Source organism: Ectopseudomonas toyotomiensis (genome assembly GCF_900115695.1).
GTDB lineage: Bacteria > Pseudomonadota > Gammaproteobacteria > Pseudomonadales > Pseudomonadaceae > Aquipseudomonas > Aquipseudomonas toyotomiensis.
In genome coordinates, this window is sequence record NZ_FOXK01000012.1 from 90,422 (window position 1) to 110,559 (window position 20,138).

A 20,138-nucleotide genomic window follows, 5' to 3' on the forward strand; every position below is an offset into this window, starting at 1 on the left:
CTAGTCCGTATTTCCAGGGGATATAGCGGGTAGTTTTGTAAATAATTATCAATAGCTTAAGGTGTTCATTATCAAATGCGTGCCAATAACTGCCAACGCTTCTTACCTTCGAAACGTCTTCTGGCTACTGCCATTGGCCTGGCGGTCGCTTCGCTGACACTGCCAGTCTTGGGCGATGAGGCCGTGCAACTGGACAGCGTGACCGTCAAGGGTGAGAAGGGGAGCGGCTACAAGACCGAGAGCTCTGCATCGGCCAAGTACGTCAAACCGCTGCTCGATACGCCGCAGACCATCAATGTCGTGCCGGCCGAAGTGATCAAGGAGCAGCAGGCGCTGAGCTTGCGTCAGGTGCTGTCCAATGTCTCCGGTATCACCTTCAACGCCGGGGAGGGCGGTGGTGGTTCGGGTGACAGCATCAACATCCGCGGCTTCTCCGCCAACGCCAACATGCAGATCGACGGCCTGCGTGACAGCGCCCAGACTAGCCGGACCGACACCTTCAACATCGAGCAGGTCGAGGTCATCAAGGGCCCCAACTCCGTGTTCGGCGGCGCCGGCACTACCGGCGGCAGCATCAACATCATCAGCAAGCAGCCGCTGCAGCGTGATGTCACCGAGATCGGCGCCGGCCTCGGTACCGACAACTATCACCGCCTGACCTTGGACACCAACCAGACCTTGCAAGGCATCGGTGTTGGCAGTGCGGTGCGCCTGAACCTGATGGCGCATGAGAATGATGTGGCCGGCCGCGACCAGATCGACCGTGAGCGCTGGGGCATCGCGCCTTCGTTGGCGCTGGGCCTGAGCGAGGCGACCCGTCTGACCCTGAGCTATTTCCACCAAACCGATGACAACCTGCCCGATTACGGCGTGCCTGCGCTGGATGGCAAGAAGCTGGCCGGCATCAGCCGCGAGGACTATTTTGGCTGGAAGAACCTGGACAAGGAGCGCATCGAGCAGAACGCTTTCACCGTCAACCTCGAGCACGACCTCAACGATTCTCTGCGCCTGCAGAACCTGACCCGCTACAGCCGCGTTGATCGCGATACGGTGATCTCCGCGTCGCACGTGAACCTGACCGGTGTGCCAGCGGGTAACTACCGTCCGGCGGGTCCGCAGGCCTATGGCCGTGACGTGACCACCGAAATGTGGATAAACCAGACCAACCTACGCGCCAGCTTCGATACCGTCGGGCTGGCTCATGAGCTGGTCACTGGCATCGAGGTGTCGCGTGAGAACCTCGATCTGAAAACCTACAACCACGGCCTGGGTAACTCGGTTTATCCGGGCACAGGTTTCGACCTGTCCAACCCGCCCGGCCACTGGAATGGCCCGAGCAACAAGATCACCACCGGTTACACAGAAAACCGGCTGGATAACCGCGCGCTGTACGTCTTCGACAGCATCGCGCTGACCCCGCAATGGGACCTGAACTTGGGCCTGCGCTATGACTGGTTCGATGCCGAGAGCGAGGCCTTCTCTGCCGCTCACGTGCGTACCGGTCGCTTCACTTCGCGTGACGAAGAGCTCAGCAGCCGCGCCGGCCTGGTCTACAAACCGGCAGACAACGGTCGTGTCTACGTGGCCTGGGGCACGTCCTTCAACCCGACTGCGGAGAATGTCGCTTCCAGCGGCGGTGGCCTGAGTGCTGCGACCCAGAGCCTCAATCCAGAGAAGAACGAAACCTGGGAACTAGGCACCAAGTGGGAGTTGCTCGATGGTCGCCTGATGCTCGATGGCGCAGTGTTCCGTGTCGAGAAGACCGATGCGCGTGAGCAACTGGCGGATGGCAGTTACATCCTCGCCGGCGAGCAACGCGTGCAGGGTGTCGAACTGGGTGCGACCGGCAAGCTGAGCGAGCGTTGGAATGTGTATGCCAACTACACCTTCCTCGACAGCGAGACGATCAAGTCCACCATCGATCCGAACCGTGAAGGCCAGGCGCTGGGCAACACCCCACCGCACTCGTTCAACCTGTGGACCACCTACGAGGTCGCCCAGGGCTGGACGCTGGGTTACGGCGCCCGTTACGTTAGCGAGCGTAACGTTAGTGCCAGCACCCAGGCCAAGCTCGATTCTTACTGGCTACACAACGCGATGCTCGGCTACAAGGTCAACCGCAATGTCGACCTGCAGCTGAACATCAACAACCTGTTCGACAAGGACTATGTCGAACGTGTTCGTCAGAGCATCGGTACCACCGCTCGCTCTTCGGCCATCGAGTATGGCGACGCGCGCTCGGCGATCCTCTCGGCAACCTACAGCTTCTGAGTGAGGTGATGTGGCAGTCCGCTTGATTGTGGAAAGCCGCTGGAAAGCAAAACGCCAGCCCTGGGGCTGGCGTTCTGCGTTGAGCGGTTGTGGTCAGAATTCGATGACCGTCGACAGCCACAGGCGACGACCTTCTTCCATCATGCCAGTAGTGGACTGGGTGCTCTGGATGTAATCGGTGCCATAGGCTGTGCCATTGGCGGTGCCGTTATTTGCATAAGTGGTGTACGCCTTGCCTTTGACGAAGTCCTTGTCGAGCAAGTTATAAATAGCGGCGTTGATAGTCACATTTTTTGAGGCTTTGAACGAGCCACCCAGATGGAGCAGGGTGTAGGCCTTGGTGTTCTTGCCCAAGGTGTCATAGATCGACTGATTGGTGGAGTAACTTCCGTTGGTGTTGGCCAGGTTCTCGTACCTTGAGGTAAAGCGAGCACGTTCACCACGGTATTCACTCTTGAGCCAGAGGTTGAGGTGATCAGTGGTCTGCCAGGCGAGCTTGGCATTGGCCAGGTGTTCGGGAGTATTGGTCAGCGGTTCGCCTTTGTTGTCGCCGCTTTTCTGTTCGCTGTCGGTGTAGGTGTAATTACCCGAAAGTGTCCAGGCAGGCGCGAAGTTCCAGCTCGCTGCCAGTTCCAGGCCCTGGGTGACCGCCTCGTCGATATTTATCTGTTGCGAGCAGGTGCCAGCCGGGAGTCCGCCACTTGCAGCGTTACCACTGCACAGCGGATCGGCGATGGGATCGCCGGTAGCGATCTTGTCCTTGAATTTGTTGTGGAACAGCGTGGCGTTGGCATTGAAGCCGGACAGGCTGTCGAAGTAGACGCCAAATTCGGTGTTGGTGGTCGTCTCAGGCTTCAGGTTTGGGTTGCCGATGGTGACGACCTGTCCCTGGCTGGTGACACCGTTGATGCCGCCATGCAGGTCGTTCAGATCCGGAGTCTTGTACCCACGGCTGATGCCTCCTTTGAGTGTCCAGCTGTCAGTGGTATTCCACACCAGATAGGCGCGCGGGCTCACGTGGCCGCCGAAGGCTTCGTGGTCGTCATAACGAGCACCCAAGGTCAGGGCCAGATCGTCACGCAGGCGCCATTCATCTTCGGCGAAGAGTGCCCAGGTTTTTTGCTCGAACTCGTCCAGTGCGATGCCGTCCGTCATTTCGGCTTTCCACCACTGACCGCCGAGGGTGGCAATATGCGACTCACCTATTGGTGCTACGAGTTTGCTGTCGAAAACCAGGTTGGTTGTCTCCAGATCGCGATCATCACCAATCAGCGTGCCTGGGATGCCGGAGCTATTGCCGATAACGTTACCTGGAATGGTACGGCCGATGGTTTCGGTGCGGTTGTGCATCAGGCTGGAATCCAGAGTGCCGAAGTCCAGACGCGCGGTGTGGGTCAAGGCGATCTGCTCGCGTTCGAAACGTAACTCGTCGGCATAACCATTGGCGGTGGTGGCATTGGCAGTGCAGTCGCGGTTCAAGCCATCGAGACTGCCGAGCTGGCACTCATCGTTGTTGTACTTCTGGCGGCTGCGCTCAATGTCCAGACCGAAGTCGTGATTCTCGTGCGGCGTGAGAGCCAGGCGTGCGCCCAGATTGTTGGTGCCACCATCGACTGGGGATGGGCCGCGCTTGCTGACTTCCACGCCGTTACCGTAGCTCAGGTCGGATTCTTCGCGATTGAACAGGCTTCCCCGTACTTGCAAACCGAGCAGCTCGTCGATCAGCGGACCGCTGGCATAGACGCTGGTGCTGCGGGTATCGCCGAAATCGCGATATTCCTGATAGGTGTAGTCCTGGGTCAAAGAGCCCGTCCACTCTTTGCCAACCTTGCGGGTGATGATGTTGATCACCCCGCCCATGGCGTCGGATCCATACAAGGTCGACATCGGCCCACGAATCACCTCGATACGCTCAATGGCGGACATCGGCGGCATGAAACTGGTTGAGGTCTCATTGAAACCATTTGGGGTGACATTGCCGGCTGCATTCTGACGGCGGCCGTCGATCAGGATCAGGGTGTATTGGCTAGGCATGCCACGGATACTGATGTTCAGTCCGCCGGTCTTGCCAGTGCCCTGGCCGATATCGATGCCCTCAACGTCGCCCAATGCCTGTGCCAAGTTGTTGTAACGCTTCTGCTGCAACTCCTCGCGGCTGATCACGCTGATGCTGGCCGGGGCTTCGGTGATCTTCTGTTCGAAGCCGGAAGCACTGACTACCACATCGCCCAGGGCGATAGGCTCGTTGGCCTGGGCGCCGAAACTGGCGGCCAGAGCAATGGCGCTGGCCAAAGCGGTGCGGGAATTTAGGGCGGACATCGATCTACTCCTGGCAGTAATAGGGTGCAGGCGGAACGGTGGCAAACGGCCGGGATGATAGTGATTTGCATATAAGGTTCAATTGCGGATGATATCGATGGGCATGGCAACCGGCTGGAGAGGCCGCGGTGGTTGGGCTGCAGGCAGGTGTAAATTTTGTAAATGCGATTAATTCTCGAGTGTTGCTCGGGCTTTACGCAGGCTTTCCAGGCGCTCTAAGCTGCCGGCATGAACCCTATTCTTCTCAACTGCGACATGGGCGAGGGCTTCGGCGCCTGGCGCATGGGCGACGACGAGCTGGCCATGCCGCTGATCGATCAGGCCAACCTGGCGTGCGGCTTCCATGCGGGCGATCCGCTGATCATGGCGCGCAGCGTCGAGCTAGCGGTGGCGCATGGCGTGAGCATTGGCGCGCATCCTTCCTATCCGGATCTGCAGGGCTTTGGTCGGCGCCATCTGCAGTGCTCGCCGGAAGAGGTTCGCGCGCTGGTGCTGTATCAGGTGGGGGCGCTGGATGCCTTTTGCCGAGCGCGCGGCTGTCAGCTGGCTTACGTCAAGCCGCATGGCGCGCTTTACAACGATCTGGTTCGTGATGATGCGCTGCTCACCGCAGTACTCGATGCCTGTGCCAGCTACCGCAAGGGCTTGCCGCTGATGGTGCTGGCGCTGGCTGACAACGATCGGGAGTTGCGTCTGGCCGACGAGGCCGATGTGCCGCTGATGTTCGAGGCGTTCGCCGACCGCGCCTATCTGTCAGATGGGCAACTGGCGCCGCGCCGGCTCAGCGGCGCGGTGCACCATGATCCCGAGCGAATCCTGGACCAGGCGTTGGCCATTGCCAGCGGCGAGTCCTTTGCCGACATCGATGGCAAGCCGCTGCGTCTGCGGGCTGATAGCCTCTGCGTGCATGGCGACAACCCCGAGTCGCTGGCGGTGTTGCGCCGTTTGCGCGCTCGGCTGGATGCGCTTTGAGGGTCAGATTGGCTGCCAGTCCAGGGTCAGCTCCTCCTGCCAGGCGAAGCGCTCGAAGTGACTGCCGACCACGCCCTCCAGGCGTTGCAGGTCTTCGCTGCTGGCGCTTTCCACCTGTAGGCGCAAGCCCTGGTTCTCTGCCTTCAAGGTCGCCACACCGGCGCCGAATTCGATACGGCCCTGGTGCTCGTCGAAGCTGACTGGAATCTTGTGTGCGAAGTGCTTGCACAGACGACTGATATAGCGCGCCGGGGTATCGGTAGCGACGAAGGCACTGCTGCTGAATAGGGTCATGCAAAATCCTCTTGGGCTGTGTATTTCCGTGTGGCTGCCGTGTTGCGACAGCGCGGCGTGGTTCAGTACGCCAGGGTAAAGCGTTGGCGAATGTGCTGCGGCTGCTCGACTTCGTCCAGCAGTGCTACGGCCAGGTCGGCCACCGAAATGCTGCCCGGCTCATTACCGTTCATCAGCAACTCCTCCCGGCCCAGGCGGAACTTGCCGGTACGTGGGCCTGGTAAGAGCAGCGCGGCTGGTGAGAGAAAGGTCCACTCCAGATCCTGTTCGCCGCGCAGGATTTCCAGCGTCTGGCGCGCACCCTCGGCGCCTTCCTTGTACTCGGCAGGAAAGTCCGGTGTATCGATCAATTGCACGTTGGGGGCGACGTACAGACTGCCGGCACCACCGACCACCAGCAGACGTTTGACGCCTGCCTGCTTGCTCGCTGCGATGATCGAGCGGCTGCCGGCGATGAACTGCTCGCGAATCTCCGCCACGCCCCAGCCTGGGTTGAAGGCGCTGATTACCGCGTCGTGGCCGTGCAACTGCTGGGTCAGTGCTGCGCTGTCGTGAACGTCCGCCTCAACGACGGTGAGTTGCGGGTGTGCGTTCAGCTTTTTTGGCTGGCGTACTAGTGCGGTGACCTGATGACCGCGACTCAGTGCTTCTTGCAGCAGCGGCGCGCCGACATAACCAGTGGCACCGATCAGTGCGATTTTCATTGGGGTAATCTCCAATAGTGACGATGAACACATGATCGCTGCTGGATAAACCCCGGAAAAAGTGGCCTGATGCACATGGATAATTAAGTGGGGCTTCATAATGGAGCAGCTAAAGCGCATGGCGTTGTTCGCCACCGTGGTGCAGAAGGGCTCGATGGTCGCGGCTGCCGAAGCCATGGGCATGACGGCTTCGGCGGTCAGTCAGCAGATACGTCGACTGGAGGAGGCTACTGGCGTCACGCTGCTGCATCGCACCACCCGCAAGCTGACCCTTAGCGAGGCGGGTGCGCAGTTCTATGAAAGCTGCCGACAGATAGTCGAACTGGCCGAGCAAGCCGAGCAGCGCCTGGCAGAGCAGCGTGATGCGCCGGTAGGCGAGTTGCGTGTCGCTGCCCCGGTCGGGTTTTCCGGACCGCTGCTGAGCGAAGCGCTGGCGCCATTGCTCAGTGCTCATCCGGGGTTGAGCCTGAGCCTGTTCTTTCACGATGAACAGATCGACCTGATCGAGTCGCGCATCGATCTCGCCATCCGTGTCGGCCGCCAGGAGGACTCCAGCCTGGTGGCCCGTTATGTGACCGATTGGCGGATGATCCTGTGCGCCGCTCCGGCCTACCTGGCACGCGTCGGTTTGCCAATCGAACCGCCGCAATTGCTCAAGCTCGACTGGATCGGCCTACATCTGGAACGCAGCCAGCACCTGACCTTGCTTGGCCCCGGTGGAGTGCAGCAGCGCCTGCGGCTGGAGACACGCATCAGCTGCAACAACATCCTGGCCGCGCGTCAATTCACTCTGGCGGGTATGGGCGTGTCGCTGCAGCCAGAGCCGGAAGTCCGTGAACTGCTGGCTCGCGGCGAGCTGTTGCCGCTGCTGCCGGATTGGCAACTCGAGCCTATCGGCCTGCATATCGTCACGCCACGGCGCGATGCGCAACCGGCCAAAGTGCGCTATGCCATCGAGGCGCTCAGGCGTCATCTGTTCAGTGCATGATGATCAATAGTCGGCATACGCCTCTGGCTATGCGAGGATGGCGCCATAATCATTTTCTCCGTCAGAAAGGACCCGTGATCCACACCGATGAAGACGCCCAAACGTATTGAACCCCTGGTCGAGGATGGCCTGGTGGATGAGGTGCTGCGACCACTGATGAGTGGCAAGGAAGCAGCGGTCTATGTGGTGAGGTGTGGCGACGAGCTGCGCTGTGCCAAGGTCTACAAGGAAGCCAATAAACGTAGTTTTCGCCAGGCTTCCGAGTATCAGGAAGGCCGCAAGGTGCGTGGCAGCCGTCAGGCGCGGGCCATGGCCAAGGGCAGCAAGTATGGACGCAAGGAGCAGGAGCAGGCCTGGCAGAATGCCGAGGTCGCTGCGTTGTTTCGCCTGGCCAATGCCGGTGTGAGGGTTCCCAAGCCCTACGACTTTCTCGATGGCGTGCTGCTGATGGAACTGGTGGGCGACGGCGAGGGCGATGTTGCGCCGCGTCTCAATGATGTCGACCTGCACCCGGACGACGCCCGTGAATTTCACGCCTTCATGATCCAGGAGATCGTCAAGATGCTCTGCGCCGGCCTGGTGCACGGCGACTTGTCGGAATTCAACGTGCTGCTCGGCCCTGAGGGCCCGGTGATCATCGATCTGCCGCAAGCCGTGGACGCCGCCGCCAACAACCACGCCTTCAGCATGCTCGAGCGCGATGTGCGCAACATGGCCGAGTACTTCGGCCAGTTTGCCCCGGAGCTCAAGTACACCAAGTACGCCAAGGAAATGTGGGCGCTTTACGAGGCCGGTAAACTGCTGCCCGATACGCAGCTGAGCGGTGAGTTCGCCGAGCCCGAGGACGCTGCCGACATCGACGCGGTGATGCGAGAGATCAAGGCTGCCCTGGCCGAGGAAGCGAAAAAGCAGGCCCTGCTCAACGCCGAAGATGAACCCAAGGACGCCGAACCGATACCGCCCTGGATGCGCTGAGAGGGCTCCACTCCGTAGGGTGCGCCGCGCGCACCTGGCTTTGTGGGCCTCGCTGCGCCCGAAAATGACGCTCGCATTCCCCCGGATTGCATCCGGGCTACGAAACGCCCTCACTCCCATGCGAGCAGCCTGGTGCGCCACAGCTTATGCCCTGCTCGATGCCCTTCAGGATCGGGCAGTCTGGCCGGTTGTCGCCCTGGCAACTGTTCGCCAGATCCACTAGCGTGTCGCGCAGCGCACTCATTTCGGCAATCTTGCGCTCCAATTCGGCGATATGCACCTCGGCCAGCGCCTTCACATCGGCACTGGCGCGCTGCTTGTCCTGCCACAGCGCCAGCAGCTTGCCGACTTCTTCCAAAGAAAAGCCCAGATCCCGCGCCCGCTTGATAAAGGCCAGGCGGTGCAGATCACCCGCGTTGTACTGCCGGTAACCACTCTCCGATCGCCCGGCATGGGGCAGCAGGTCGATGGACTCGTAGTAGCGAATCATCTTGGCGCTGAGGCCAGTGTGTTTGGCGGCTTGGCCGATGTTCATGGATGCGGCCTTCTTGTCGGCAGAAACTCCGCGTGACTATGCCAGAGGGTTGAACCCGAGTGTTAGAAGCCGAGTTTGGGCGGGAAGAAGGAAAGTGGCGGATGGGTAGCCTTCCATTCTTTGGCAAAGGCTTTGGCTTCTTCGATTTGTTTGGCAGTCATTTGGCTGGCGATGTCTGGGAGTATGTCTTCGGCATATTCTTTCAAACCTCCTCCCCCATCTAGCTCTAATAGCATATAAATAAAGCCGTAACCTTTTACTAAGTCTAAAGGGTAGCCATAGTCTTTTGGTACATGGGCGAGGCCGGAGCCATACGCGTAGACAGCTTCTGCCGATCCAAGTGCAACTGCTTTTTTTGTCCAGTAAATTTCAATATCTTTTTTACCTTCTAAAAGATTTTGATATAGCATGATGCCTTTTATGCAGCCGCCTTCTGCGGATTTTTTGGCTAGCTCTTCGACTCTCTCTGAGCGCTTCCAAGGGGTAAAGAAAAAGCCTTTGCCTTGATCATAGAGTCTGGCCAAATCATATTGAGCAATAGGAAACCCAGCTTCGGCGGATTTCTCTATCCAGTCGAAATTGTTGGTCAAATAGTAAAGAGCATACATTGCTTCACTGTCGCCTTTTTCTGCGAGAGCTTGAGCGGTCTTTCTGCCGAGTAATAACCAATCCCCTGGAGTTCTATGGTCAGGTGGGCAGTTGCCCATTACAGAGCATAGGTCGCTGCCGGTGCCCGATAGACGATACATGGCGTAATAGTCCCCTTGCTCAGCAGCGGCCGCGTACCATTTATAGGCTTCTTCGGTCATGAACCGATTGTTAAGGCGTAGTGCTTCGCCTAAGTAATATTGCGCTTCTTTATCACCTGCCTGTGCTGCTATTTCCAAATACGGTTCGGCAGAGATGGCTTTGTATTGGTTGTATAGGACAATGCCTTGTTCTTTGGCGACTTGCTGCTCTGGCGTTAGCTGGTTTGCCAGTAGCGCGCAGCTAAATAGCAGCGTTGCCAGTAGTGCAATTGAGCGTCTTAGGGGCGTTTTAGTGTTAGAAGCCTAATTTGGGTGGGAAGAAGGAAAGCGGCGGATGAGTGGCCTTCCATTCTTCGGCAAAGACTTTGGCTTGTTCGATTTGTTCGGGTGTCATTTTTGAAGCGATTTTGGGGAGCTTGTACTCTACATTTTCTTGCATGCCGCCCCCTCCGTCCAAGTCTTTAAGCATATAGATAAAACCATATGCTTTGATTAGATCTAAAGGGAATCCATATTGCTCTGGCTCATGGGCTAAAAAGGCACCATAACCATAAATTGCCTCTGCTGACCCTAGGTTGACTGCTTTTTCTGTCCAGTATCGTATAGCGGTATCATCACCTTCCAAGAATTGTTGATATAGAAAAATTCCTGCTATAAAGTCGCCTTCTGCGGATTTTTTGGCCAGCTCCTCAACTTTCTCTGAACGCTTCCAGGGGGGGAAAAAAAATCCTTTACCTTGTTCGTAGAGTCGAGCCAAATCATATTGAGCAATGGGGAATCCTGCTTCGGCGGACTTCTCTAACCATTCGAAATTGTTGCTTAGATAGTAAAGAACATACATTGCTTCACTGTCGCCTTTTTCTGCGAGCGCTTGAGCGGTCTTTCTGCCGAGTAATAACCAATCCCCCGGAGTTCTATGGTCAGGTGGACAATTTCCCATCGCTGAGCATAGGTCGCTACCGGTGCCCGAGAGGCGGTACATGGCGTAATAATCCCCTTGTTCAGCAGCGGCCACGTACCATTTATAGGCTTCTTCGGTCATGAACCGATTGTTAAGGCGGAGCGCTTCGCCTAAGTAATATTGCGCTTCTTTATCACCTGCCTGTGCTGCTATTTTTAAATATGGTTCAGCAGAGATGGCTTTGTATTGGTTGTATAGGGCAATGCCTTTTTCCTTGGCCGCGTGTTGCTCCGGTGTGAGTGGGGCTGCCCAAGCTGAAAAGCAAAGCAGGGTTGTTAGTGCACTGGCAATGAGGTGTCTGAAAAACATTATATAGTTCCAATGGCTTATTCGTTGGGCCCTGTATATGTAGCACGGCCGCCTGGGACAAATGTATGTCCGTAGTAGTCGCTGCGCCGGCAGTAACTGTCTCTTAGTTGACCCAAGATTTTGACATGTTCTTTATAGCGAGCCCGCAAATCATCACCCATCGGCCCTTGAGGACCGATACGCATAACTCCTTCAGCCATAAATTTATCCATTCGCATCCGGTTGGTGCAGTAGGCCTGTCCTGTTTGCGGCTCTTTGGTACCAAAGCGATTCATTCGTGAGCAGGCTTCATCGAACTGACGTCGGGCATTGTCGAGGGTTCCCGTTTGCTGAGCATTGCGTACAAGCCAGCCCAAAATTCTCTCGATGGCCCGTTGCTGCAGGAGGTGGCATTCGGCCCCGTCATATCGCGTTACTCGCTCGTGCACGCCTTCCTGCGTTTCGACGAAATCGATGGCCTCAAACGCCTCCGGCCTGAACAGCAGCGTCATCAGCATCGGCCCCAGGGCTTCCGGAGTGGCATCGACAAACCACCGTTCCAGTTCGGCCTGGTCTTCGTAGCCCATGATCGCATGGGCGATTGGCCCGCCCTTGCCGCCACTGGTCAGGGCTTCGTAGAGATTCATAACAATGTCGGCGTTACGCAGGCTCAACATGTAGACCATGCCAACGTCGATGCCCACAGCGCCCAATACGTTGAGCTTGCTGATGAAGTCGAAGGCGGAACCTTCGACCCACTCCAGGTTGTGATACTGGTTTTCGCGCAGTTCGCGGCGCATCAGGTTGATCAGTTCGATGATGGCTTCGTAGCCCACGGCAAAAGCCAGAGTACCAGAGACGCCGGGGCCGGCGATTAGCGCGGCCTTGATGCGCAGGATCAGGCAGCCTTTGTCCAGGGAGAGGGTCACCTCTCCCTTGGCGCCGACTCCGATCGCTGCAGCCAGTTCGCCTTCAAGGCGGGCGAGGCTGAGCCAGCCGTCGTTGGGGGCTTGCCCGTCGGTATAAGCGGGCAGGGCACGTAGGTCCGCCAACTGCTTGGGAGGTGCCCAATTCAGGGCACCAGTGAGCTTGATCCCGACCTGGACGCCGGCGAACAGGTTGAAGCTGGCCGATGCTCCGTCCTCGATTTGGGCTTTGGCGCCTTGTCCCGTTACCACCTGCCCAGTGCGCGCATTGCCGGCTGCGCTGGTGCTATTGGCCTCACGTTCGGCCGGCTCTACGGGATCGAGGGTGGCGCCATAGCCGGTATTGCCAGGCGACAGCTCCAGTTCGGCGGCGAGCATCATGGCTACCCCGGTGTAGCCCCAGGCGCGGGCGCCCAGGTGCACCGAGAAGCGGCCCAGGTTCATCGTCGCCAGCTGTTGTTGGTAGTTGATATAGGTGGCCTGTACATCCGTGGCGGCGGAGCGTTCCGGCAGATCGATTTTCCCCAGTTCGATTTCTCCCCTGGCCAAGTCGACATTGAAATGCGCCCGAGCGCCGGCGGTTACCCCTTCGTGCAGGGCGAAGGACGGCCCGTCGACCGAGGCGCCGCCATGAATGCTCGGTTGCGGTGGCGTAAGGCAGCGCACCAGTTGCGCTTGGGGCGTGGGATCGAACAGGCGCAGCTGACGGACAGCATCGTCTTGAAACAGCACCTGGCGCAGGCGTTCGCCCCATTCCTGGCGAGTGCCGGCATCCTGCAGGGCGTCTACCCGGTAGCCTTTGCGCTGGCTGACATATTGGTAGAAGCGTTCGACATCGAACCAGCCTTCAGCGTCGAACCAAGGGCCTTCCTGGTCCTTGATTTCGATGCTGCCCATGCCCTTGAGCCAGTCACTGAAGTCGCTGGAGGCGTGATCTTCGCCTTGCTGGCCGCTGCTGTTACCGGCGAAGCTCGCGCTGCGCTTTGTTGCTGGTTTCAGCAGGCTTTTTAGCACCTTCAGGCTTAGGTGACGCAGCGGTTGGCCGGGCGTGTCGGGCAGGCTGACCTCGCGCAAGGGAAAACCGACCTTGACCAAGCGATCGACCGGCTTGGGCTCGAACTGTTCCGGCTCCCAGAGCAGGTGGCGGCGTGGCTGGGTGTTGGATACGACCCATTGCGCACGCCAGCGAATCTGCAGTTTTTGGTCTTCCAGCGCGCTCCAGGCCTGTTTTTCCGCTTTCAGCAATCCGGCGGGAGCCTGGAGGTTCTCGCCGCTTGCCCGAATCCAGCCTTGATATCGCTCCTCCATCTTTTGTTCCAGGCGACGCTGTGCATCGATGAGGCCAAGGTATTCCTTGAAGCTCTCGATGCCGCTGACCACACCGGAGTGCTCGTCGCTGATCAGGGCGAACTCGGGCAGGGCTAGGCCGTAGTCGGCAGCCTTGAGAATGGCATCAATGTACTGCGCATAATCGAAAGCGCTTTGCTGCTGCTCCTTCCACACCTGGTAGCTTCTGAACTGAGCTCTGCAGTTGACGGTGCAGTCGATGGCATCGTCATAGCGACGCTTGGCCTCCTGCATCAGTTCGGCGATCTCTTGCAAAGTATAGGTTGGTAGCTCACCTTGTTCGAGTAGCGCGTTGCGAGCCTCCAGGTAGGCCTGTACGGCATTGCGGGCCGCTACTGCCTGCGGGCTGAATAGCCGGCCATCCTGATAGTCATAGCCTTGGTGATGCGCTTCGGAGATAGCACTGTTGTAGAGCCCAAGCCATTGATTCAGAGTATCCAGGCGCTCCTTGTTTCTGTGAAAGGCCAGATTACGTGGGTCGGTGAGCAAATCCCGGCGCTCATTGATATAGCGGCCATTGGGGAAACGGTTCTCCGACTCGAAACGCTGCATCCAGGCCTGTTCTTCGCCTTCTAGAAAGAAGCTCAGGCGTGGCTCCAGAAAGTGTTCCAGCAGGCCGTTGGCATCGAGGCCCTTCTTACGATCCTCGGCGCTTTTGTCCGGGGAAATGTCCTGCTCTAAACGTTGTGCCGCCTCCTTGATGGCGTTGGCCGCCCGCTCCGGCAGTAGCCAGAAGGCTTTTTCTTCCGTGGCGTAGATGACATTGGCAAAGCGGGGCGAGCAGGCCGGAGTCTGCGTCTTGTCGAAGCAGTCCGCTTCGGCCGGTTCTATCACTGGCTCTGCCGGCAATTGCAAGATCTGCTGCGGACGCGTAGCTGCTTCGGCCGATGTCGAGTGGGGTGTCGGTTGGGTATCGCCACGTGGGGCGGAAGGCGTGATGGGGAACATGGGCTTCCATTCCAATTGCGCTAGAGATTCTGCGCCAATATTTGATCGACTTTGATGAAGGGGTCGGCCTTACCGCGCAGAATGGCCATGACAGGTTCCTGCTCCTCGAGCCGTGTCCGGCTGACCAGGTCAGCCAGTCTCACTAGCCAGCGTCCTTCGCTAATGCCGTGGTCCACCAGCAACTCCAGGTTATCGACGATCGCGGGTAGTTGTTGGCCGTGGGGAGCGTTGAACTTCGTGTAGTGCCTGTCGATCCAGTAAACCCAGCGCAGGGTACGCTGGGTCAGTTGGGTGGATGCTGTCAGGCTGTAATGCTTCTGTACGGTGTTTGGCGAATAGTCGAGCGGCGCATGCCAGCCGATCCAATGTTGCGGTCTAGCGCCAAGTGCATGCGGTGCCGGGCTATAAACCGCGGACCAAGGGGCAAATAGCTGTTCTGATGAGGTCAAGGCCATCGCCGCCCATATGTCGGGGCGGTAATAGTTGATCAGGCTCTGACCACCGGAACCATCGTTGACCGTCAGCAGCCAGCACGCATGAGCGATGGCCGCGTCGCGGTCTGCTGCGCAGAGCGCAATACCAGCGCACTGCTGCTGGCAAAGCAATTCCCCCAGCTGTTGCAGCGCACTGCCGGCCTCAGCACTGAACCACAGTGGGCCCTGATCGGCCAGGTGATGAAAATCAGTCCTTTGGAACAAGAGGATCTGTTCTGCAGGCTCATCGATGGCGAACACCTTGGCTTGGGCATCCGGCACGGTTTGTTGGTCAATGATGAAGTGCCATGTCGGTTGATCAGCCGGTAGTGTGGGTATGGATTGCTCCAGCTTGGCAATGAAGTTGTTCAGCCCTTCATGCATGGACAATCTCCCCGGCTACAGGCACCGTTGCTCTGTTTGCCGCACAGCGGGCCGAAAGATAAGACCGGCTGTGGTCTGGGCGGTGCCAAGAGGGAACCGAGACGGTCACGGTCTGCAGCATTGGGTAGCGTCGGCGCCAGAATCTTCAACCCCGACCCACTACCCGGCCCACCCCCCGAATTCATCTTGATCGTCGCCCCGCTCAGCGTGACGCCGCTGGGGTCGAGCTTGAGGAAGCTGCCGCCGCCTGCGGCGGTGAGCTCCATGCCCGCATCAATCACCACTTTGCTACCGGCGTTGTAGTGAATCTCGTTGCCAGCTTCGATAAACAGGCCGGTGCCGACCTTCACGTGCTGAGTGGTGCCTACGGTGAGGTGGTCGTTGGCGCGCACTTCCACCTTGCGGTCGAGGTCGGTGGTGCGATGTTCTTCGGCCTGAAGCTCGGTGTAGCTGTTGGCTTCGACCGTATCGTGGCGCTCGTTGCCGACGTGGATCTTCTGGTTGTGCTCGATGTTCTCGTCCCAGTCGCGCTGGGCGTGGATGTAGATCTGCTCGGCGCCCTTGTGGTCTTCGATGCGAAATTCGTTGTAGCCGCCACCGCCTGGGCTGCTCAGGGTCTTGAAGACGCTGCGGGTCTTGTTCGCCGGCAGGTCGTAGGGCACCACGTGCTCGGCGTGGTACAGGCAGCCGGTGATCAGCGGCTGGTCGGGGTCGCCTTCGAGGAAGTTGACCAGCACTTCCATGCCCACCCGGGGAATGGTGATGCCGCCGTAGGCCTTGCCAGCCCAGTTGGAGGCCACGCGCAGCCAGCAACTGGTGGTGTCGTTGCCCAGGCCTTCGCGGTCCCAGTGGAACTGCACCTTCACCCGGCCGTACTGGTCGCAGTGGATTTCCTCGCCAGCCGGGCCGGTGACCACGGCCGTCTGGCTACCCAGCACCTTGGGTTTGCGATGTTCGAGCGCTGGGCGGTAGGGGATGTCCCAGGGAGTGGCGCTGAAGCTGTTGCGGTAGCCCTGCTGGAACCCGTCGCCAGGTGTGGTGTTGCTGGTCACCGACTCTTCCAGCACCTGTGGCTGCTTGCCTTCGTGGATGACTTCATTGAGTAGCCAGAGGTCGTTCCACTGTGCACGCGGATGACCAGCGAGGGCGAGGAAGTGGCCGCTGATCAGGTAGGCGTCGCTCTGGCCTTCAGCCAGTTCGTAGTCGCTGCGCAGACGCTCCAGGCTACGTTTGGCCAGGTGCTTGCCGCGTGTGCGGTCGGTGAAGCGACCAGGGTAGTCGTAGACCTCCAGTGCCGGGCTGAACTCGCTGCGGTAGTCCGCCTCCATCTGCAGCTTGGGCTGCTCGAAGTCATAGTCGCGCCAGGTGGCGTGGGTGCTGCGGGTTTCCAGGCGCACACCAAAGGTGCGCACCACTTCGTGGTCAGCGGACAGGCCGCTGCCCTGCTGGTAGTTCAGCGGGGCGAGCTTGGGGAAGACGCTGGCGTCGTCGCCGAACACCAGGCGATGGCTGTCTTCGCTGTGTTGGAAGTGGAAGCTGATGCCTTCTTCCTCGCACAGGCGCTGGATGAAGTGCAGGTCGCTTTCATCGTATTGCACGCAGTAGTCGCGTTCGGGATAGATATAACCGAGCTGGAATTGATAGGCGTCGCTCTGGATACCATGGTCTTCGAGGACCTGGCTGATGATCTGTGGCACCGTCAGGTACTGGAAGATGCGCTGGTTGTAGCGGTGAGCCAGGTAGGCGAGTTGCGGCCGCAGGCTGATGCGGTAGTGGGTCAGGCGTTTGCCGGAGTCGCCTTGCGTGATGGCGTAGACCACGCCATGCACGCCTTTTCCGGAGGGGCCGAAGGCCAGGTAGGCGGTCTGATTGATCAGCGCGTCGAGGTCTAGACTGGCGTTCTGGCTGATCAGTTCGATATCGAAGCGGTAGGGCTTGTTAAGCGTTTCGCGCCCCTCGAAGCTCAAAACCTGCAGGTCATTTTCGACCGCGGCAATGGTGAGGGTGATATGCGCCTGGTTGGCATCCAGCATGCCGTGGCCTCCATCCGTGAGTTGGGCGAGGCCTGAAGGGTGCCGGACAGCGCGCCTTGGTTCAATGATGGCATTCCCATACTATGCGCCGGTTCAAGAAAATACCGGCTACGATCCCTTCGGTCTCCAGCGATTGAGCAGCAGCGCGTTGCTCACCACGCTGACGCTGGACAGCGCCATGGCGGCGCCAGCGAACATCGGGTTGAGCAGGCCGGCGGCGGCCAGCGGGATGCCGATTAGGTTGTAGATGAAGGCCCAGAACAGGTTCTGGCGGATCTTGGCGTAGGTGCGCCGGCTGATCTCCAGCGCGGCCGGCACCAGGCGCGGGTCGCCGCGCATCAGGGTGATGCCGGCCGCGTGCATGGCGGCATCGGTGCCGCCGCCCATGGCGATGCCGACATCCGCAGCGGCCAGCGCCGGTGCGTCGTTGATGCCGTCGCCGACCATGGCCACGGTACCGTGCTGGCGTAGTTCACCGATCAGCTGCGCCTTGTCCGCTGGTAGCACCTGGGCGTGTGGCTTATCGATGCCCAGAACGCCAGCCACTGCTGCAACGCTGCCCTGGTTATCGCCACTGATCAGGTGGCTGGTGATGCCCTGCTCGCGCAGCTCGGCGATGGCTTCGGCGGCGCCGTCCTTGAGTTGATCACCGAAGGCCAGCAGGCCAAGCAGGCGTGGCGTGCTGCCGGTTTCGATCAGCCAGGACAGCGTGCGGCCTTCGGCTTCCCAGGTGTGCGCGGATGCAGTCAGCGCGTCGGCCTGCAATTGGTTTTCCTCCAGCAGGCGGCTGCTACCCAGTTGCAGGGAGCGACCCTCGATTTCGCCGGCGATACCGCGCCCGGCCAGCGCGCGGCTGTCGCTCAGCGCCGGCAGCGTGATGTGCTGTTCGGTGCAGCGCTGCAGCACGGCCTTGGCCAGCGGGTGCTCGCTGCCCTGTTGCAGACCGCCGGCCAGGCGCAGCAGTTCGTCCTCGTCGGCTTCGCCCAGGCCGATGTGGACGATGCGCGGCTTGCCTTCGGTGAGGGTGCCGGTCTTGTCGAAGGCGATGTGCCGCACGGCGTGCGCCACTTCCAGTGCTTCGGCGTCCTTGATCAGGATGCCATGACGCGCGGCGACTCCAGTGCCGGCCATGATCGCGGTCGGCGTGGCCAGGCCCAGCGCGCAGGGGCAGGCGATGACAAGTACGGCGACGGCGTTGAGCAGGGCGTTTTCCAGTGATGCGCCGAACGCCAGCCAGCCCAGCAGCGTGGCCAGGGCGATCAGTAGCACCGCCGGGACGAATACCTGGCTGACCTTGTCCACCAGCTTCTGGATCGGCGCCTTGGCAGCCTGGGCGTCTTCGACCAGGCGGATGATCCGTGACAGCACGGTTTCGGCGCCGAGGGCAGTGGTTTCCACCAGCAGGCGACCTTCACCGTTGATGGCGCCAGCCGTGACCTTGTCGCCCGGCTGTTTGGCCACCGGCAGGCTTTCACCGCTGATCAGCGCTTCGTCGGCATGGCTGTTGCCTTCCAGCACCTGGCCGTCGACCGGGAAGCGTTCGCCGGGCTTGACCAGAATCCGGTCGCCCAGTGCCAGCGCGTCGATGCCGACACGTTCTTCACGACCCTCCACCAGGCGCACTGCGTGATCGGGGCGCAGTGCCTGCAACGCGCGGATGGCGCTGGCGGTCTGGCGCTTGGCGCGGCTTTCCAGGTACTTACCGAGCAGGATCAGGCTGATGATCACCGCCGAGGCCTCGAAATACAGGTGCGGCATCTGCCCGGCCGGGGTCACGGCCCACTGGTACAGGCTCAGGCCGTAACCGGCGCTGGTGCCGATGGCCACCAGTTGATCCATGTTGCCGGCACGGGCCTTCAGCGCCTGCCAGGCGGCGCGGTAAAAACGCGCGCCGAAAATGAATTGCACCGGCGTGGCGAGCAGGAATTGCACCCAGGCCGGCAGCATCCAGTGCAGGCCGAAGGGCTCGACCAGCATCGGCAGCACCAGCGGCAGAGTCAGGGCGATAGCGGCCAGCAGCGTCAGGCGTTCCCGCTGCAAACGGCGTTGTGCCCGATCCGCGGCCGGGCTGTTGCCCAGCAGGCTGGCCTTGTAACCGGCGGCGGTCACCGCCTTCAGCGCCTGTTGCGGATCGAAACCGGCGAATACCTGCAGGCGCGCCTTCTCATCGGCGAGATTGACGGCGACCTGGCTGATACCCGGCAGTTTGCCCAGCGCGCGTTCGATACGACCGACGCAGCTGGCGCAGGTCATGCCCTCGATGGCCAACTCCAGCGGCTGGCTGGGCACGCTGTAACCGGCTCCTTCGATGGCGCTGATCAGCAGGGGCAGGCTGGCTGCGGGGGCTTCGACGCGTGCCTGGTCGTTGGCCAAGTTGACGCTGGCGCTGCTTACCTGCGGCAGCTTGTTCAGCGCGCGCTCGACACGACCGGCGCAACTGGCGCAGGTCATGCCCTGGATGGGCAGGTCGAAAGTGGTCATGGTTTGGTTCCCTGTAACGTCGTGGCTACAGGATCAACCTTGCCCCCATGGCAAGGTCAAGTCTTCAGTTCAGCATCGGCGCGGCATGCAGTCGCAGGCCATCGCTGCCCATGGCGATGCGATAGCGGCGCACCTCGCCGGCCTGCAGTTCCAGCGACTGACCGGCGAGCTGGTTGATACCGTCCTGACAGGGACCGGTGCCGGTCAGGCCAAGGCGCAGTGAGACGCGGCCTGGCGGCAGGTTGAAGGACACCGACTGGCCCTGATGCAGGCGGGCGGCCATCTGGTCATGCAGATACAGGGCTACCTCGCAGGTGGTGGCCACCTCCAGGCGTTCGCGCGAGACGATCAGCACCGCGTAGCCTTCGCCCTGGCTGGTCGAGGGCAGCGGCGCCAGTGGTTCGGCCTGAGCCAGAGGCGCCAGCAGCAGGGCAAGGGCGGGGCAGAGCAGACGCATGGCAAGGTCCTCATGTAGGAAACGGCGCGGGTG

15 protein-coding genes are annotated in these 20,138 nt (G+C 60.1%); 4 read left to right on the forward strand and 11 right to left on the reverse strand.

Annotation, left to right across the window (positions count from 1 at the left end; translation table 11 throughout):
- Positions 1 to 75 precede the first annotated feature (75 nt).
- Positions 76 to 2,271 carry a TonB-dependent receptor gene (locus BM186_RS21975; protein WP_074918390.1) on the forward strand — a complete coding sequence of 732 codons (2,196 nt, stop codon included), beginning with the start codon at positions 76 to 78 and terminating at the stop codon, positions 2,269 to 2,271.
- Positions 2,272 to 2,364: 93 nt separating this feature from the next.
- On the opposite strand, the gene BM186_RS21980 is transcribed toward BM186_RS21975, so the two are convergent.
- Positions 2,365 to 4,590: a TonB-dependent receptor domain-containing protein gene (locus tag BM186_RS21980; RefSeq protein ID WP_074918392.1), complete on the reverse strand. Its 2,226-nt coding sequence runs from the start codon at positions 4,588 to 4,590 to the stop codon at positions 2,365 to 2,367.
- A gap of 228 nt (positions 4,591 to 4,818) precedes the next feature.
- Between BM186_RS21980 and BM186_RS21985 the strand changes: the two genes are divergently transcribed.
- Entirely contained in the window at positions 4,819 to 5,562 is a 744-nt protein-coding gene (locus tag BM186_RS21985; RefSeq protein WP_026088764.1) for a 5-oxoprolinase subunit PxpA, read from the forward strand.
- 3 nt (positions 5,563 to 5,565) lie between these two features.
- Here BM186_RS21985 and BM186_RS21990 read toward each other — a convergent pair whose 3' ends face one another.
- Entirely contained in the window at positions 5,566 to 5,856 is a 291-nt protein-coding gene (locus tag BM186_RS21990; RefSeq protein ID WP_074918395.1) for a DUF2218 domain-containing protein, read from the reverse strand.
- Positions 5,857 to 5,918: 62 nt separating this feature from the next.
- Positions 5,919 to 6,560 (reverse strand): NAD(P)-dependent oxidoreductase, encoded by a 642-nt coding sequence (locus BM186_RS21995; protein WP_074918397.1) that lies wholly within the window; start codon positions 6,558 to 6,560, stop codon positions 5,919 to 5,921.
- A 100-nt stretch (positions 6,561 to 6,660) separates the two neighbouring features.
- Here BM186_RS21995 and BM186_RS22000 point away from each other — a divergent pair, with 100 nt between their 5' ends.
- Positions 6,661 to 7,548 (forward strand): LysR family transcriptional regulator, encoded by an 888-nt coding sequence (locus BM186_RS22000; protein WP_074918399.1) that lies wholly within the window; start codon positions 6,661 to 6,663, stop codon positions 7,546 to 7,548.
- Between the two features lie 87 nt (positions 7,549 to 7,635).
- Positions 7,636 to 8,523, forward strand: a complete 888-nt coding sequence (locus tag BM186_RS22005) for a PA4780 family RIO1-like protein kinase (protein WP_021488028.1) — start codon at positions 7,636 to 7,638, stop codon at positions 8,521 to 8,523.
- A 97-nt stretch (positions 8,524 to 8,620) separates the two neighbouring features.
- Here BM186_RS22005 and cueR read toward each other — a convergent pair whose 3' ends face one another.
- The 8 genes from cueR to BM186_RS22045 all read right to left on the reverse strand — a co-directional run bounded on the left by cueR (position 8,621) and on the right by BM186_RS22045 (position 20,105).
- Positions 8,621 to 9,058: a Cu(I)-responsive transcriptional regulator gene (gene cueR, locus BM186_RS22010; RefSeq protein ID WP_074918401.1), complete on the reverse strand. Its 438-nt coding sequence runs from the start codon at positions 9,056 to 9,058 to the stop codon at positions 8,621 to 8,623.
- Between the two features lie 62 nt (positions 9,059 to 9,120).
- Positions 9,121 to 9,867 carry a tetratricopeptide repeat protein gene (locus tag BM186_RS22015; protein WP_338153442.1) on the reverse strand — a complete coding sequence of 249 codons (747 nt, stop codon included), beginning with the start codon at positions 9,865 to 9,867 and terminating at the stop codon, positions 9,121 to 9,123.
- 235 nt (positions 9,868 to 10,102) lie between these two features.
- Positions 10,103 to 11,077: a tetratricopeptide repeat protein gene (locus tag BM186_RS22020; RefSeq protein WP_074918406.1), complete on the reverse strand. Its 975-nt coding sequence runs from the start codon at positions 11,075 to 11,077 to the stop codon at positions 10,103 to 10,105.
- A 17-nt stretch (positions 11,078 to 11,094) separates the two neighbouring features.
- Complete coding sequence (locus BM186_RS22025; RefSeq protein WP_074918408.1) at positions 11,095 to 14,277, reverse strand: hypothetical protein; 3,183 nt, start codon at positions 14,275 to 14,277, stop codon at positions 11,095 to 11,097.
- 20 nt (positions 14,278 to 14,297) lie between these two features.
- Positions 14,298 to 15,134 (reverse strand): DUF4123 domain-containing protein, encoded by an 837-nt coding sequence (locus BM186_RS22030; protein WP_074918410.1) that lies wholly within the window; start codon positions 15,132 to 15,134, stop codon positions 14,298 to 14,300.
- Entirely contained in the window at positions 15,119 to 17,167 is a 2,049-nt protein-coding gene (locus tag BM186_RS22035; protein WP_074918412.1) for a type VI secretion system Vgr family protein, read from the reverse strand. The genes BM186_RS22030 and BM186_RS22035 overlap by 16 nt, the downstream gene beginning before the upstream one ends.
- A gap of 108 nt (positions 17,168 to 17,275) precedes the next feature.
- Positions 17,276 to 19,648: a heavy metal translocating P-type ATPase gene (locus BM186_RS22040; RefSeq protein ID WP_074918414.1), complete on the reverse strand. Its 2,373-nt coding sequence runs from the start codon at positions 19,646 to 19,648 to the stop codon at positions 17,276 to 17,278.
- A gap of 64 nt (positions 19,649 to 19,712) precedes the next feature.
- Positions 19,713 to 20,105: a hypothetical protein gene (locus BM186_RS22045; RefSeq protein ID WP_074918416.1), complete on the reverse strand. Its 393-nt coding sequence runs from the start codon at positions 20,103 to 20,105 to the stop codon at positions 19,713 to 19,715.
- Positions 20,106 to 20,138: the final 33 nt, after the last annotated feature.